Source organism: Blastomonas sp. (genome assembly GCF_030373265.1).
In the GTDB taxonomy this organism is placed as follows: domain Bacteria; phylum Pseudomonadota; class Alphaproteobacteria; order Sphingomonadales; family Sphingomonadaceae; genus Blastomonas.
In genome coordinates, this window is sequence record NZ_JAUCZC010000019.1 from 1 (window position 1) to 15,635 (window position 15,635).

A 15,635-nucleotide genomic window follows, 5' to 3' on the forward strand; every position below is an offset into this window, starting at 1 on the left:
CGCGCATGGCCTTCTCGACCTTGCGGACGTTGTTGCCATATTCCATGTCGATGAAGTCGATCACGACCAGGCCAGCCATGTCGCGCAGGCGCAACTGGCGGGCGATTTCGCGCGCGGCTTCAAGGTTGGTGCTGAGCGCGGTCTGCTCGATGCCGTGTTCCTTGGTGGAACGGCCCGAGTTGATGTCGATCGAGACCAGCGCCTCGGTTGGGTTGATCACCAGATACCCGCCCGACTTGAGCTGGACGACCGGCTCGTACATCGCCGAAAGCTGGTCTTCGGTGCCGTAACGCTGGAACAGCGGCACGGGGTCCGAATAGCTCTTCACCCGGCGCGCATGGCTGGGCATCAGCAGCTTCATGAAGTCCTTGGCGGCGCGATAACCCGCTTCGCCCTCGACCAGCACTTCCTCGATATCGCGGTTGTAGATGTCGCGGATCGCGCGCTTGATCAGATCGCTGTCCGAATGGATGATTTCGGGCGCGGAAGCCTTGAGCGTCTTTTCGCGGATCTCGTCCCATAGACGGGCGAGATAATCGAAGTCGCGCTTGATCTCTGGCTTGGTGCGCGAAAGGCCTGCGGTGCGCACGATGCAGCCCATGGTGGCGGGCAGCTTCATCTCGGCGATGATCGTCTTCAGACGCTTGCGGTCCGACGCGTTGCTGATCTTGCGGCTGATGCCACCACCGTGCGCGCTGTTGGGCATGAGCACGCAATAGCGGCCTGCGAGCGACAGATAGGTGGTGAGCGCGGCGCCCTTGTTGCCGCGTTCTTCCTTGACGACCTGCACCAGCATCACCTGGCGGCGCTGGATGACGTCCTGGATCTTGTAGCGGCGACGCAGCGCCATGCGGTTGGTGCGCGCTTCATCGCTGGCCTTGGCCTTGCCGCCGCGGCCATCGCGGCGCTTGCGGCGACCCGAATTGCGGCCGTTGCCGTTGTTGTCGCCATCGGCGTCGCGTGCTTCGTCGGCGTTGTCGTTGGCGGATTCGCCTTCACCGTCGGAATCGCTGTCGCCATCGCCGTCACCCGACAGGGTCTCGGCGACGATCGGCTCGTCATCCGCCTCGATCAGTCCGTCGTCGGACAGACCATCGTTATAATCGGTGTCATCGCCATGGCCGGCGGCATCGTCAGCCTCTTCCTCGGCGGCCAGTGCGTCGGCCTCTTCCTTGGCATGACGCGCCTCTTCAGCGAGCAGCGCAATCTTGTCCTCACGCGGGATCTGGTAGTAATCGGGATGGATTTCCGAAAAGGCCAGGAACCCGTGACGGTTGCCGCCATAGTCGACAAACGCTGCCTGCAGCGAAGGTTCGACGCGTGTTACTTTGGCGAGGTAGATATTGCCCTTGATCTGCTTGTGTTCAGCAGACTCGAAATCGAATTCTTCAATCCGGTTTCCTTTGAGCACCGCCACCCGGGTTTCTTCCTGGTGGCGCGCATCGATCAACATGCGCGTTGTCATTCAATATTCTCCGTGCGCGCGCACCGGGCGGAACCGGCCGGGTCGCTGCGCTTCTGTGTGTTGTGGCGCTGCCGCTCCGAAATGCCGGAGCGACGCGCAAACTGTGGTTTACGATAAGGATTGTGTCTGCTGTACAGGTTCGCAGGGCGTCAAGCGCACTGGCCGCGTCGCTTTTCCGCAGCCAACCGCCCGAAAGCGGGGTCGCGGAAAAGGCGGTATTCGAACCCATAAAGCGTCAACCTGATGATACGGCACCGGGGGCGAAATGCGTCCGCAATGCTGTCATTGAATGCGAAGAATGGCGTGTTCAGCCAATGGTCCGCAGAGCTTTGCTAGCATTGCTTTGGGAATACAGCAACAAAAAGCTATTCGCAGCGTGCGGACCGATAATATTGCAACGCACAATAGACCGGCGCATCGCTTAGTTGCGAGGCCGACCGGGCGATCATACTGAAAGTCCCGTTAACCAGATCGTTTCACATGGTTTTTCCGCCTTAACCCTAATCCTGCCTTTATCAAGGACACAGGCAGGATTCCGGGGATTATGAAATTGCACTGGACCGGGCAAACGCCCCGGGGGCATAAGGGGCCCATGCTATGGCTCACCTCCATCTGCGCGTCGATGGCATGTGCCTTTCCTGCGCAGGCGGGTGAGGTGGCCGATGTCGAGGTGCGCGCCAATCAGGTCGTGCTGCATTTCAACGATGTCATCGAAAGCGCGAGCAGCTTCGTGCTGAGCGGCCCCGATCGCATTGCGATCGATGTGAGGGGTGCCACGTCCGGATCACGGGCGCAGAACCACACCGGCCTGTTCCGCAATGTGCGCATGGCGCAATATGACAGCGATACCGCACGCATCGTGCTCGACCTCGATCGTCCGGCGATGGTCAGCTCGGGCAGTTTTTCGGAGGACGGACGCAGCCTGACGCTATCGGTGACCGAGCTTGGGTCATCCGAATTGCGCGGTGCGCTGTCGGCCCCGCGCCAGTCGTTCGTGCCGCCCGTGCAGTTTCGCGCCGAACCGCCGCCGCGCCGCTACAGTGTGCGCATCCCGCTGCCCAAGCCCGCCAAGGCCCCACCGCTGCCCAGGGTCGAGGGGCCAAGTGACAGATCGCGCCCATTGGTGGTGATCGACGCCGGTCATGGTGGGCATGATCCCGGCGCGGTAAGCCCGCATGACGGCACACACGAGAGCAAGGTAACGCTGCAGATTGCACGCGCGATCCGCGACGAACTGCTCAAGACCGGTCGGGTGCGGGTTGCGCTGACCCGCGACAGCGACACGTTCCTGGTTCTGCAGGAGCGTTACGGCATCGCCCGCCGGCTGGGGGCGGACCTGTTCATCTCGGTGCACGCCGACGCTGCGGCCTCGCAGACCGCCCGCGGCGCGACGATCTATACCTTGTCCGAAGTTGCCTCCGATCGTGAGGCCGCCCGGCTGGCAGCGCGCGAGAACAAGGCGGATATATTGAACGGGGTAAACCTGTCCGATGCGCCCTCGGATGTATCCTCGATCCTGATCGACCTCACCCAGCGCGAGACCATGAACCTTTCGGCGGATTTCGCTCGGCTGCTGCGGCGCGAGGGTGATGCCAAGATGAACTTCCGCACCGACTCGCACCGCTTCGCCTCGCTGATGGTGCTCAAGGCACCCGATGTGCCCTCGGTGCTGCTCGAGACGGGTTATGTCAGCAACGCCGACGATGTCGCGCTGCTCAATTCTTCCGCCTATCGCCGCCGCATCGCGGAATCGGTCAGCCAGGCGGTCACGGTGTTCTTCGCCCGCAAGCTGGCGTCGCGGTGAATGCCGACTAAATCCTCCCCGAGCTTGCTGGGGGAGGGGGACCGCCCGCGCAGCGGGTGGTCGAGGGGCAGCGGGTGTGTGCCGCCTCCAATCGATGCACTATCCCGCTTCCCCTCCACCACCGACCTGCGGTCGGCGGTCCCCCTCCCCGAGGCAAGCTCGGGGAGGATTTAGTTTGCCAATCCGCTCTGGCCCAATCCGCTCTGGCCCAATCCGCTCTGGCAATGTTCAGGATTGATGTGCTAACCGCGCACCCATGAGCGAGGGTGACAACGGCGATATCGCCTATAGCGTGCGGCGCGGCGGAGATGGGGCGATGGCCGCGCTACGCGAGGCATGGAGCAACCGCTGGGTCCGCTGGGCGGCCTATCTGCTGGGCGTGGCGCTGTTGGGCGTAGTGCTGATCTGGCTCATTTTCGCACGCGACCTGCCGTCCGCCGAGACCCTTGTCGATTACGAGCCCGACCTGCCCACCATGGTGCGCGGTGTCGATGGCGAGATCATCAACAGCTATGCGCGCGAGCGCCGGGTGCAGTTGCAGTACAAGGACTATCCGGTCCCGCTGATCCGCGCCTTCCTGTCGGCCGAGGACAAGAACTTCTTTTCGCACAACGGGCTGGATTATCCCGGGCTCGCATCGGCGGTGTTCGACTACGTCACCAAGATCGGTTCGGGCCAGCGCGCGCGCGGCGGTTCGACGATCACCCAGCAGGTCGCCAAGAACCTGCTGCTGGGCGACGAATATTCGATCACCCGCAAGATCCGCGAGGCGATCCTCGCCTACCGGATCGAGGATGTGCTGACCAAGCAGGAAATCCTGGAGCTCTACCTCAACGAAATTTACCTGGGTCGCAATGCCTATGGCGTGCAGGCGGCAGCCCGCGCCTATTTCGGCAAGGATGTCGGCGAACTGGCACTGCACGAAGCAGCGTATCTCGCGATCCTGCCCAAGGCGCCCTCCAATTATCGTCCAGAAGTGCACATGGAACGTGCGCTCGAGCGGCGCAACTGGGTGCTGCGCGCGATGCAGTCCAACGGCTGGATCAGCCCGGCGCAACTTGCTTCAGCCCAGGCCGAACCGCTTGGCGCCATTGCGCGCACCGGTGACGGTTTCGACAAGATCGGCGGCTATTTCGTCGAGGAGGTCCGCCGCCAGTTGGTCGAGAAGTTCGGCGAAAAGGCCGAGGACGGCAAGAACAGCGTCTATGCCGGCGGGCTGTGGGTCCGCACCTCGCTCAATCCCGATATGCAGCGCGCGACGACCGAAGCGCTGCGCGATGCGCTGTTGCGCTATGATCGCGGCAGCGGCTGGGCCGGCCCGATCAACACCATCGAGATCGACGACCAATGGGCCTCGCGCCTGGCATCGACCTATATCGACATCGATTACGAGAACTGGCGGATCGCAGTGGTGATCGACAAGGCCGGCAGCGCTGCCGAAATCGGTTTTGCCAATGGCGACAAGGGCGTGCTGCCGCGCTCGACCGCAACCATGCCGCGCAAACGGGTTGGCGGGACCGCGTTCGATTCGATGAAGCCGGGCGACATCATCGCCGTCTCGCCGATGGACGGCGACACTTATGCGCTGCGCAACGTGCCCGAGATATCCGGCGGCATGGTGGTGCAGAACCCGCGCTCGGGCCGCGTTTATGCGATGCAGGGCGGGTTCGATTCGCAGATCAGCCCGTTCAACCGCGCAACGCAAGCCGATCGCCAGCCGGGCTCGACGATCAAGCCGTTCGTCTATGCGACCGCGCTCGACAACGGCATGACGCCGGCGACGCAGATCGTCGACGGCACCTTTTGCGTCTATCAGTCGGCGAGCCTTGGCAACAAATGCTTCCGCAACTTCGGCGGGTCGCGCGGTGCAGGTCCGCAGACGATGCGGTGGGGGCTCGAACAGTCGCGCAACCTGATGACGGTGCGTGCCGCCAACGATGCGGGCATGACCAATGTCGTCAAGACGATCAAGCAGGTCGGCATCGGCGACTACAAGCCGTATCTCTCCATCGCGCTGGGCGCAGGCGACACCACGGTGATGAAGATCACCAACGCCTATTCGATGCTGGTCAACCATGGTCGCGAACTCAAGCCGACGGTGATCGATTATGTCCAGGACCGGCGCGGCAAGGTGATCTTCCGCTCCGATCCGCGCACCTGCGAAGGCTGCAACATGGCCAAATGGGATGGCAAGCCGATGCCGCGCTTCACGCCGCGCGGCCGCCAGATCGTCGATCCGATCACATCGTATCAGGTGGTGCACATGCTTGAAGGCGTGATCACGCGCGGCACCGCGACCAATCTTGCCGATCTCGATCGGCCGATGTTCGGCAAGACCGGTACGTCCAGCGGCCCGACCAATGTGTGGTTCGTGGGCGGTACGCCGGACATGGTTGCCGGCATTTATCTGGGCTTCGACCAGCCGCGCAGCATGGGCGGATATGCCCAGGGCGGGCGCTTGGCGGCACCGGTGTTCAAGCAGTTCGCGAAGCAGATCCTGCCGTCGATGCCGATTACCGAATTCCGTGCTCCTGCCGGGACCCGCATGGTGCGGATTGATCGCCGCTCGGGGCGCCGGGTCTATGGCGCATGGCCGGGTGACGAGGCCAAGGCCGGAATCATCTGGGAAGCGTTCAAGCCCGAGACCGAGCCTCGCCGGTCGATCCGCGAGGAAGAGATCGCTGCAGCCAGGGCGGTACAAAAGCGCACGGGTCCTGCTGCGCGTCCGCGCAGCGACAGCGAATTCCTGCAGCAGCAGGGCGGAATTTACTGACGTGCGCGGGTTTTCGGGGGCGGACTGGTATGGCAGTCAGTCGGCCCGCCAGGGAATATGACGGCACTCTACCAAAAGCATTGATAAAGCCTCAAGCTCCGCCTAACCCCAAAGGGTCATGCTGAGCCAGAAAGTCCGATACACCATCCGTGCTCTGCAGCACCTCGCCGACCATTATGGCGAGGGGCTGGTGCATCTCGACGATATTGCCCAGGCGCAGAACATACCCCCCAAATTTCTCACGGTCATTCTGTCGGAAATGGCCCGCGCGGGGCTGGTGCACTCGCAACGCGGAAAGGACGGCGGCTATACGCTCGGCCTTGCCCCGGTCGATATCCGCTATGGCGACATCGTCCGGATCACCAGCGGGTCGCTGGCGCTGGTGCCGTGCGCCAGCCGCTATGCCTATGAAAAATGCAAGAATTGCCTGTCAGAGGACGAATGCCGACTGCGCGCGCTGATGCTGAAGGTGCGCGATGAAACCGCGGTAATTCTCGATCAGATTACTCTGGCGGATCCGATCCCGCCGGTGGCTGCGCTGGATCCGGCGCTGGGCGCCTGATGCTCAGGCGGCAAACACCACCCGCCACGCCACGCCGGCCGCTGTGCCCGGCACCGACTTGATCTCCCCCCCGAGCTGGGTCGCAAGCGACTGCACGATCCGTGTTCCGAGCCCCTTATTGGTGGCCAGCGACTCGCCCTTCGGCAACCCGCGCCCGTTATCGCTCACCGTCAAAGCGAGATGACCCGGGTCCAGCCGTTCAAGCTTGAGCGTGATCGTCCCCCCGTTGTCGGCAAAGGCGTGCTTGAGGCTGTTGGTGACCAGCTCTGTCACCAGCAGCGACAGCGTCGTCAGCCGCGCAATATCCAGCCGGATCGTGGGCATATCGACCATGCACACGATGTTCTTCGCGCCGGTGGCCTGCAGCAGATCGGTGCAGATCTCCTGGAAGTACTGCGCGACGGGCAGATCCACCGAAGCCGGGTCATACAGACGTCTGTGGATGCGCGACATCGTTTCGATCCGGCTTTGCGCTTCGTCCAGCGCGCTGCTGGCGCTGGCCGGGTCGGCGGCAACCTTCTTCTTCTGGAGGTGCAGCAATGCCGACACGAAGGCCATGTTGTTGGCCACGCGGTGCTGGAGTTCCTGAAACATCGTGCGTTGCTGGTCGTACAGCGATTCGGTTACCCGTTTTTCGCCGCGCAGATCATCGGCGGCGCGGTGCATCAGGTGAATGAGCGTGATATCGACCGTGACGATGAAGATGTAGAAGCCAAGGGCAAGCGCGCTCGCGCCATCCAGCCCGAAGCTGTCGGTGGGCGGGATGAAGAAATACCATGACGCCAGCCCGGACAGCAGCGCGCAGACAAGCCCTGGCCGCAGCCCTGCCAGAAAGGCGGTGACGATGACGGCAGGAAAAAAGGTGAGAAACGGAAAGCCGGGCGGGAGGGTGTCCCGAAAATAAAAGCGCAGCAGCAGCGCCGCGGCAAAGCTGACGATAGCCAGGCCATAGCCCAAAATGGGATCGCGCCTGAAAACAGCTCCTGCGCTGACAAATCTGTTCATGCTCGTATCGATCCGCAGGCACCGGGCCGGGTATCGCGCCGGCAAGATTGACCCGCGTTCTACGGGGTGTTGTCATCGTCGGCAAGCGCCGTGTTGCACCGCCCCCGCGGCGTCCCCAGCCCAGCCGAGCAAGGTGGTGCGCAGGCCCTAAGCACCAATACTGCAAGGAAAATTTGCAACCATTAACCCGGATTTTACCTTGGCCTACGATTGTCGCCAGGCAGCGGCAATTGCAGCGTCCTAAGGGGGTAGACCATCGTTGATCGGCTGACCATGCTCTTCCGCGCCATCTGGCAGCGGGCCAAGGTTGCCACCAATGGCGGCGACCTGCCGCTGTCTATTCGAGACGAACTTGCCCATCTTCAGTTTCACCGGATCGGCTCGATCGTTCCTATCCTGTATTTTTCGATCGCTCTGGTGGCTGTCATCGCGGGCACCGCATCGAACGGTGGGTTCGATGTCATGTATCACACCGTTTTGCCCGGCGGCTTTATCCTGCTCGGCAGCTATCGATGCTATGTCTGGTATCGGCGTCGCGGGCTGAAAGTCTCCACCGCGAAGGTCCGCCGGTATCTGCGATCCACCACGATGATCGCACTGGCCATGGGAGTGGTCGGTGGGCTCTGGACAGTCGATGCCTATAACGAGACCGTCGAGACCCGCCGCGTGCTCGCGCCAGTGTTCATCTTCATGATCACCTTTGCTGGAGCCATCTGCCTGACCATCATGCCGCGCGTCGCTGCGGGCGTGATGTGCGTGAGCTTGACGCCGACGCTGACGATCATGGTGCAGTCGGACGATATCGGGATCCAGGCGATGGGAATATGCTTCACGATCGTGTCGCTGCTGACCCTGTTGCTGATCGTCAACAGCTTCAACGAGATTGTCAGTGGGCTGGTGCTGCGGCACGAGTTGAAGGCCTTGTCCGAAACCGATCCGTTGACCGGGCTGGCCAATCGCAGGGCCTTCAGGGCGCGGTTTTCGTCTGCATCGGGCAGTGCTGAGGCGCCTTTGGGCGTTACGCTGGTGATGATCGATCTCGACGGCTTCAAGGAAGCCAACGACCGATATGGGCATGCTGCCGGCGATGCCATTCTGATCCAGGCTGGCGAGCGGCTCACCTCGCTGTGCCAGGATGCAAACTGCGTGGCCCGGCTGGGAGGCGACGAATTTGCGGTGCTTATCTTCGATGACGGCGATTGCGAGGCCTTGAAGCGCGCGGTGCAAACGGTGCTGTCTTTGCCATACCACTATCGCGATCAGCAGATCTTGATCTCCGCAAGTGTGGGTATGGCGCACGGCCCGCACGGTGCCATCAGCCTGGAAACGCTGATGCGCGAAGCTGACAGCGAGTTGTACCGCGCCAAGCAGTGGGTATCTGCCCGCCGGCAGGCCAGCAGAAGCGCCAGCCGTGACGCCCGGTCCGATGCCGCGCTGCGCGGCGTGCACGGCTATCGCTAGAATGCGCCGAGACCGGCCCCGCCGAAGTCCGCTGTCGACCTGAACCTCACCTCTTGGATGCCACCGCCAGATGGGCCACGCCCGGAAGGGAGATAATATCGCCCTGACGCAGGCTGCTGGCCATCTCCAGCGCCCGAGCGATGACTTGGTCGCGATCGCGCGGGGGCAAAGCGCTCACCAACGGGTTCTGCAGGATCATCGGATGATCAGTGGCCATCAGGTCGAAGGGCATGATGAAGTCGTGCTGCCGCTGGTGAACCGTCACGTCACAGAACCCTGCGTCCTCCATTTCAGCCTGCAGCCGCCCGGCATCGCACAGGATCTCCATGGCAGCGATGTCAATCTCGGCGCGATGATCGGGCAGGACTTCGCTGCGGGCCCGGGCCAGCAGGACATTGGGGCCGAACCCGAACGGGTTTGCAGCCACGCCGAGCACGGCCCGGCCTGCCGGTTTGAGCACCCGTGCCATCTCGGCCAAACCTGCGCGCCAATCCGGAAACAGCGGGACGCCGAACACCGAACAGACGCGGTCGTAGCTGTCTGGCGGCAGGTCGAGCGCCTCGCCGTTCATGCGCAGGGCGGTGATCGGGCTATCGGCCGCGCGCTCGCGCAAGCGGTCGATCATTGCCTGGCTGAAATCGATCGCGGTGACCGTTGCGCCAGCGCGCGCAGCTGCCAGCGCCAGCGCACCGGGGCCCGTTGCGATATCGAGCAGCGTCATGCCCGGAGCGATGTCGGCGAGTCCGACAGCATCCTTGCAGAACAATCCGGTAAACGGTTCGGCAGAGGCGATATAGCCATCGACCGATTGATCCCAGAAGGCGTCGGTCTGGATTGCCAGGTTCATTGCAATATCCTGTATGCGCAGCGCCGCGACGGAATGGCAAAGGCTGCCGATTCTGTCGTGGGCCGGGTGGTGTAGCCTCAGCCCTTGGCGGCTGCCGCATGGCGCCGGGAGACTTCATCCCAGTTGACGACCTGCCACCAGCCATCGAGATAATCGGCGCGGCGGTTCTGGTATTTCAGATAGTAAGCGTGCTCCCACACATCGTTGCCCAGGATCGGCGTTCCCTTGTCGTCGGCCACATCCATCAACGGATTGTCCTGATTGGGGGTCGACGTGATCGCAAGGCCGCCGTCGGGCTTGACGATCAGCCACACCCAGCCTGACCCGAACCGCGCCGTGCCGGCCGCCTTGAACGCCGCCTTGAACGCGTCCATCGATCCGAACTGCTGGGTTATCGCGCTGGCAAGCTCGGGCGAGGGCGATCCGGTCTTCGCTGCCGGAGCCATCGTCTGCCAGAAGAAGGTGTGGTTCCAATGGCCGCCGGCGTTGTTGCGGATCGCTGCGGGCAGGGTGCCTGCCTTGGCCACCAGCTGCTCGAGGGGCATATCTTTCAGCGCTGCGTCTGCGGCCACCGCCTTGTTGAGATTGTCGACATAGGCCTGGTGGTGCTTGCCATGGTGGATGGTCATGGTCTGGGCATCGATGGCGGGATCGAGCGCATCGGGGGCGTAGGGCAAGGCGGGGAGCGTGAAGGCGGCGGCTGTCGGCGCAGCAGCAGGCGCAGCCGGACCGGCCACCTGCGCCGCAAGTGGTGCAGCAAGACTGAGCGCCAGAACCGAAAGCAAGGGTTTGAAGACAGACATAAGGCGACTCCTGGGGGTTAGGCTGCGGCGCTGAGGCCCAGACGAATATCCCGCCCTGCCAGCGGTGCAAAGTTTTTCAGGATGCTCGGCGTCCTGCGGGCGCGCGCCTGCGGGCAACACCAGCGCGTTGCTCGAGCCGGCGCCAGATGCGCGCCCGCCGCGCGCCAGCGGCTCGCCGTTCAGATCGCTGTTCGGGGACCTGCCGTCGCATGGCCCACGGTTGAATGAACCGATGATGTGATAGTATATCATTGACGGGCCGTAGCAGGATGATATCCACTCTGTCCAGCCAGGCCGAGGAGAAAAGTTCGCGCGCCCGCTTTCAGCCGTCAGGGTATCGACCGGATGCCTTGCCCGTCGCCCGGGAAGCTTGCGGCTGGTGCGGTCAGTCGTGCTGCTCGGCCGGGCCCAGCAAATCCAGCAGGGCAGGGGCGTGCCGATCCGCGGTCTGCTGCAGTGCCTGCTCCAGCGCGCGATAGGCGTCGAGCACCTCGTGACCCCGGTCGGTCAGGCGCGATCCGCCGCCGCTCTTGCCGCCTTTTTCGGTGATGACCACGGCCGCGCCCCAACACTGATTGAGCGTGTCGATCATGTCGCGGGTGCGGCGATAGCTGATGCCAAGGCTGCGTCCGGCCGCGGCGATCGAGCCTTCGCGCTCGACTGCGGCGAGCAGGTCCGCCTTGCCAGGGCCGATCGCGATCCGATCCTCCAGACACACCTGAGCCTTGATCTTGAGCCGGGATGGGGGTGCGCTGGTCATCGGCAGGCACGCTAGCAGCGCACGGCGTGCAATTCCAACGCCAACGCGCCGATCCCCGCTTGTCAGGAAGCGATGTATGCCGCAAAGCATATCGCACGGAGTGACGTGCAACGATGCCAGCAGCTGTCTATCGAATCGGGTTGCTCGTGCTCGCCTCTCTGGCGTTGTGGGCGTGTATCAAATCCACGGATGTGCCCCGGATCGCCGCTGCGGCCGATCTGCGTCTGGCGCTGACCGATGTGGCCAGGGCGTTCAAGCGCGACACCGGGCAGGATGTCGAATTGGTCTTCGGATCGTCGGGCAACTTTCACCAGCAGCTTCGCCAGGGCGCCCCTTTCGATGTGTTCCTGTCCGCTGACGAGGCCTACGCGCTCGATCTCGCCAAGACAGGGATCACCGTAGATACGGGGCGCCTCTACGCGGTGGGACGGCTTGCGCTCGTCGCTCCAACAGGGTCGCCGCTGAAGGTCGACGAGGGGCTAGCCGGGCTGCGACGGGCGCTGGCGAGCGGTCAGGTCCGGCGCTTTGCGATCGCCAATCCCGATCACGCGCCCTATGGCCAGCGCGCGCGCGAGGCGCTTGAACAGGCCGGTCTCTGGGCGTCGTTGCAGCCACGCTTGATCATGGGCGAGAATGTGGCGCAAGCGCTGCAGTTCGCGATCGAAGGCGGGGCCGAGGGGGGAATCGTGGCGTGGTCGCTGATGCTCGACCCGGCGCTCGCAGGCCGCGCCGATTACGTCCTGATCCCGGCCGAGGCACACCAGCCGCTGCGCCAGCGCATGGTGCTGATGCGAACCGCCCGCGAGCCTGCACGCGCGTTCTATGACTATCTTGCGCAGCCTGCGGCGCGGGCGATCCTGCTGCGCCATGGCTTTGCCTTGCCGCCTGGGCAGGGCTGACTGGCATGGACTGGCAGGCGCTCCATCTCTCGCTGCTTTTGGGCGGGCTTACCGTCATCATCCTGCTGCCGATCGCGCTGATTCTGGGGCGCTGGCTGGCGTTCGCTCGGTTTCGCGGGCGGGCGGTGGTCGAAGCGCTGGTGACCTTGCCGCTCATCCTTCCACCCACCGTGATCGGCTTCTACTTGCTCTCGGGCATGGGGCCCGATTCAGTGGTGGGCAGCGCGTGGGCGGCCGTGTTCGGCGAAGGCCTGGTGTTCACCTTCGAGGCGGTGCTGATCGCCTCTGTCTTCGTCAACCTGCCGTTTGCGGTCCAGCCGGCGCAGCGGGCGTTCGAGGCGATCGGGCAGGATCTGCGCGATGCGGCGGCCACCTGCGGGCATTCGCGCTGGCAGAGCCTGTGGCGGATCGAGCTGCCGCTGGCCTGGCCGGGCCTGGTCACCGGCGCGGTGCTGGCGTTTGCCCACACATTGGGAGAGTTCGGCGTGGTACTGATGGTGGGGGGATCGATCCCTGGCGAAACGCGCACCTTGGCGCTGTCGATCTACGACCGGGTGCAGGGCTTCGACATGCAGGGGGCCAACACGATGGCGCTGGTGCTGATGGCGATCGCGCTGGCGACGGTGACGCTGACCTTCCTGCTGGCGCGGCGGATGCGCGCGCATGGCTGAGGGGCTGGCGATCGCCCTGCGGCAGGATTCACCGATCCCGCTCGATTTCGATCTGACCCTTGGCCGAGGCGAGACCGTGGCGCTGGTCGGGCCGTCTGGGGCGGGCAAGACGACCGTGTTGCGCTGCATCGCGGGGCTGCACCGCCCCGCAGAGGCCAGCGTCATATGCGACGGGGAAGTCTGGGCTGACAGCGCCAGCGCCATCGATCTTCCCGCGCACGCGCGCCGCGTTGGCTTCGTCTTTCAGTCCTATGCGCTGTTTCCGCACATGAGCGCGCGTGCCAATGTGTTGGAGGCGATGCGCGATCTGCCGCGCGCCGACCGGGAGCGCGAGGCGAACCGGCTGCTTGAGCAGATGCAGCTTGAGGGACTGGACGGCAGGCGCCCCGCGCAGCTGTCCGGGGGGCAGCAGCAGCGCGTGGCGCTGGCCCGCGCATTGGCCCGCAAGCCGCATGTGCTGCTGCTGGACGAGCCGTTTTCGGCGGTGGATCACCCCACACGGCGCCAACTGCACCGCTCGCTGCAATCCGTGCGCGCGGCGTCCGACATCCCGATCGTGCTGGTCACGCATGACATTGCCGATGCGGCCCGCATCGCCGACCGACTGTGCCTGGTCATCGCCGGGCGCGCTGTCGAGACGATCGCTGCGCAGGCGCTACAGACGAGTCCGCATTCTCACCTGGCGCAGTGGATGGCGCAATAGGGCGGGCCAGTGCCTGTGTTCAGCGCACCGTCAATAGCTCGATGCATCAATGCCGGCGAGGACGCGTTCCATGGCGATGATCCTCTCAATGGCCGCCAAGGTACGATTCAGTACCCGGTTTGTCGTGGATAGCGTAGCGGTCGACCATCGATGCGCTGGCGGCGTTCAGGCCCAAAATCTCGACCGCTGCACCGCTGCGCCGGAACTTGAGGATCGCCTTGTCGAGCGTGCCGACCGCCGAGATATCCCAGAAATGGGCTTGCGATACGTCGATCACCACCCGGTCGAGCACCTCCTTGAAGTCGAACGCGTCGACGAAGCTCTCGGACGAGGCGAAGAACACTTGGCCCGACACGCTGTAGCGGCGGCTCAGCCCATCCGCCGACAGCTCCGAGGTCACCGTGAACATCCGCTTGACCTTGCTGGCGAAGAACAGTCCCGACAGGATCACGCCCGCGAGCACGCCCTGCGCCAGATCGTGCGTCCACACGACGATCACCACGGTGACCAGCATCACCACCGAAGACTGCCAGGGATTATGACGGATGTCGCGGATCGACGCCCAGGAGAAGGTGCCGATCGACACCATGATCATCACCGCGACCAAGGCCGCCATCGGGATGATCGCGACCAGCGAGCCGAGCACCAGGATAAGGAACAGCAGGAATGTGCCCGCCACAAAGGTCGACAGCCGCGTCAGGCCGCCCGATTTCACGTTGATCACCGACTGGCCGATCATCGCGCAGCCGCCCATGCCGCCGAGGAACCCGGTGAAGAAGTTGGCGATGCCCTGGCCCTTCATCTCGCGCTGCTTGTCCGACGGCGTGTCGGTGAGGTCATCGACGATCTGCGCGGTCATCATCGATTCGAGCAGGCCGACCGCCGCCATGGTCAGCGAATAGGGCAGGATGATCTGCAGCGTTTCCAGCGTGAACGGCACATTGGGGATCAGCCAGGCTGGCAAGGATGACGGCAGTTCGCCCATATCGCCCACCGTGCGCACATCGAAGCCGGTGTAGACCACCAAAGCCGTGATCACGGCGATCGCGATCAGCGGCGATGGCACCGCCCTGGTGAGATAGGGGAACAGGTAGATGATCGCGAGGCCCCCTGCGACCAGCGCGTAGGTCAGCACCGGCACGCCGATCAGTTCGGGCAACTGCGCCATGAAGATCAGGATCGCCAGCGCGTTGACGAAGCCCGTGATCACCGAGCGCGAGACATATTGCATCAACAGATTGAGCCGCAGGAAGCCGGCACCCAACTGGATCACACCCATCAGAATGGTCGCAGCGAACAGATAATCGACGCCATAGTCGCGCACCAGCGGGACGACCACGACCGCAACCGCCGCGGTCGCCGCCGAGATCATACCCGGACGCCCGCCGACCAGCGATATGATCACCGCGATCGAGAACGATGCGTAGAGCCCGACACGCGGATCGACCCCGGCGATGATCGAAAAGCCGATCGCTTCGGGGATGAGCGCGAGCGCCACGACGATCCCGGCCAGGATGTCGCCGCGCGGGTTGGACAGCCACTCGCGCTTGAGGGTTTCGATTTGGAACATGATGGACCTTGTGCTGTACCAACGCGTCGCCTTCACCGTGACGCCGGGCCTGGATCAGGCGCGTGCCGGGAGGTTCGCATAGGAAGGGAGGAGAAGGTTATCCCGGGGATAGGCGCCGGGCCGAGCCACCCGGTCTAAACCGAGTCCGGCGGATAGCCGCGTGGCGGTAAAGCAAATCGGGAATTGCTGCAAGTGCGAACGGCATGCCGCCGGGTTTCGAATGTCTATCTCTGCAGATTTGCCAGAAGCTTGCTCGGGCGGGGCCACTTTTCCTTGTCTGGGGGAACTCCCTGCGGCAAGGACAGTTGGAAC

General features: G+C 63.8%; 13 protein-coding genes and 1 other annotated feature. Of the genes, 7 read left to right on the plus strand and 6 right to left on the minus strand.

What is annotated here, in order from left to right; genetic code table 11:
* Positions 1–1,465: Rne/Rng family ribonuclease (locus tag QUV11_RS11940; protein ID WP_300882985.1), on the minus strand; the 1,465-nt coding region annotated here is incomplete at its 3' end.
* A gap of 592 nt (positions 1,466–2,057) precedes the next feature.
* Between QUV11_RS11940 and QUV11_RS11945 the strand changes: the two genes are divergently transcribed.
* From QUV11_RS11945 to QUV11_RS11955, 3 genes are all read left to right on the plus strand, one after another.
* Positions 2,058–3,269 (plus strand): N-acetylmuramoyl-L-alanine amidase, encoded by a 1,212-nt coding sequence (locus tag QUV11_RS11945; protein WP_300882987.1) that lies wholly within the window; start codon positions 2,058–2,060, stop codon positions 3,267–3,269.
* Between the two features lie 316 nt (positions 3,270–3,585).
* A complete protein-coding gene (locus QUV11_RS11950) occupies positions 3,586–6,042 on the plus strand; it encodes a penicillin-binding protein 1A (RefSeq protein ID WP_300883118.1) in 2,457 nt (818 codons plus the stop codon).
* A gap of 118 nt (positions 6,043–6,160) precedes the next feature.
* Complete coding sequence (locus QUV11_RS11955; protein ID WP_300882989.1) at positions 6,161–6,604, plus strand: Rrf2 family transcriptional regulator; 444 nt, start codon at positions 6,161–6,163, stop codon at positions 6,602–6,604.
* 3 nt (positions 6,605–6,607) lie between these two features.
* Here QUV11_RS11955 and QUV11_RS11960 read toward each other — a convergent pair whose 3' ends face one another.
* Positions 6,608–7,609, minus strand: a complete 1,002-nt coding sequence (locus QUV11_RS11960) for a histidine kinase dimerization/phosphoacceptor domain -containing protein (protein ID WP_300882990.1) — start codon at positions 7,607–7,609, stop codon at positions 6,608–6,610.
* A 273-nt stretch (positions 7,610–7,882) separates the two neighbouring features.
* Between QUV11_RS11960 and QUV11_RS11965 the strand changes: the two genes are divergently transcribed.
* Complete coding sequence (locus QUV11_RS11965) at positions 7,883–9,070, plus strand: diguanylate cyclase (protein ID WP_300882991.1); 1,188 nt, start codon at positions 7,883–7,885, stop codon at positions 9,068–9,070.
* A gap of 46 nt (positions 9,071–9,116) precedes the next feature.
* Here QUV11_RS11965 and QUV11_RS11970 read toward each other — a convergent pair whose 3' ends face one another.
* From QUV11_RS11970 to QUV11_RS11980, 3 genes are all read right to left on the minus strand, one after another.
* Positions 9,117–9,917, minus strand: coding sequence for a methyltransferase domain-containing protein (locus QUV11_RS11970; RefSeq protein WP_300882992.1), 801 nt, complete (start codon positions 9,915–9,917; stop codon positions 9,117–9,119).
* 77 nt (positions 9,918–9,994) lie between these two features.
* Positions 9,995–10,720 carry a superoxide dismutase gene (locus QUV11_RS11975; RefSeq protein WP_300882993.1) on the minus strand — a complete coding sequence of 242 codons (726 nt, stop codon included), beginning with the start codon at positions 10,718–10,720 and terminating at the stop codon, positions 9,995–9,997.
* A 385-nt stretch (positions 10,721–11,105) separates the two neighbouring features.
* Positions 11,106–11,480, minus strand: a complete 375-nt coding sequence (locus QUV11_RS11980; protein ID WP_300882994.1) for a winged helix-turn-helix domain-containing protein — start codon at positions 11,478–11,480, stop codon at positions 11,106–11,108.
* A gap of 113 nt (positions 11,481–11,593) precedes the next feature.
* Between QUV11_RS11980 and modA the strand changes: the two genes are divergently transcribed.
* Genes modA through QUV11_RS11995 form a run of 3 tightly spaced genes read left to right on the plus strand, consistent with a single transcriptional unit; the run spans position 11,594 to position 13,753 of the window.
* Positions 11,594–12,379: a molybdate ABC transporter substrate-binding protein gene (gene modA / locus QUV11_RS11985; protein WP_300882996.1), complete on the plus strand. Its 786-nt coding sequence runs from the start codon at positions 11,594–11,596 to the stop codon at positions 12,377–12,379.
* Between the two features lie 5 nt (positions 12,380–12,384).
* The gene (gene modB / locus QUV11_RS11990) at positions 12,385–13,050 is read left to right on the plus strand and encodes a molybdate ABC transporter permease subunit (protein ID WP_300882998.1); all 666 of its coding nucleotides are present in this window, start codon (positions 12,385–12,387) and stop codon (positions 13,048–13,050) included.
* Entirely contained in the window at positions 13,043–13,753 is a 711-nt protein-coding gene (locus QUV11_RS11995; protein WP_300883000.1) for an ABC transporter ATP-binding protein, read from the plus strand. Before modB ends, QUV11_RS11995 begins: the two co-directional genes overlap by 8 nt.
* Before the next feature lie 85 nt (positions 13,754–13,838).
* Here QUV11_RS11995 and QUV11_RS12000 read toward each other — a convergent pair whose 3' ends face one another.
* Positions 13,839–15,323: a SulP family inorganic anion transporter gene (locus QUV11_RS12000; protein ID WP_300883002.1), complete on the minus strand. Its 1,485-nt coding sequence runs from the start codon at positions 15,321–15,323 to the stop codon at positions 13,839–13,841.
* Between the two features lie 95 nt (positions 15,324–15,418).
* Positions 15,419–15,473, minus strand: a sequence feature (sul1 is cis-regulatory element that is thought to sense ions involved in sulfur or methionine metabolism; They are found in Alphaproteobacteria).
* Between the last annotated feature and the right edge of the window lie 162 nt (positions 15,474–15,635).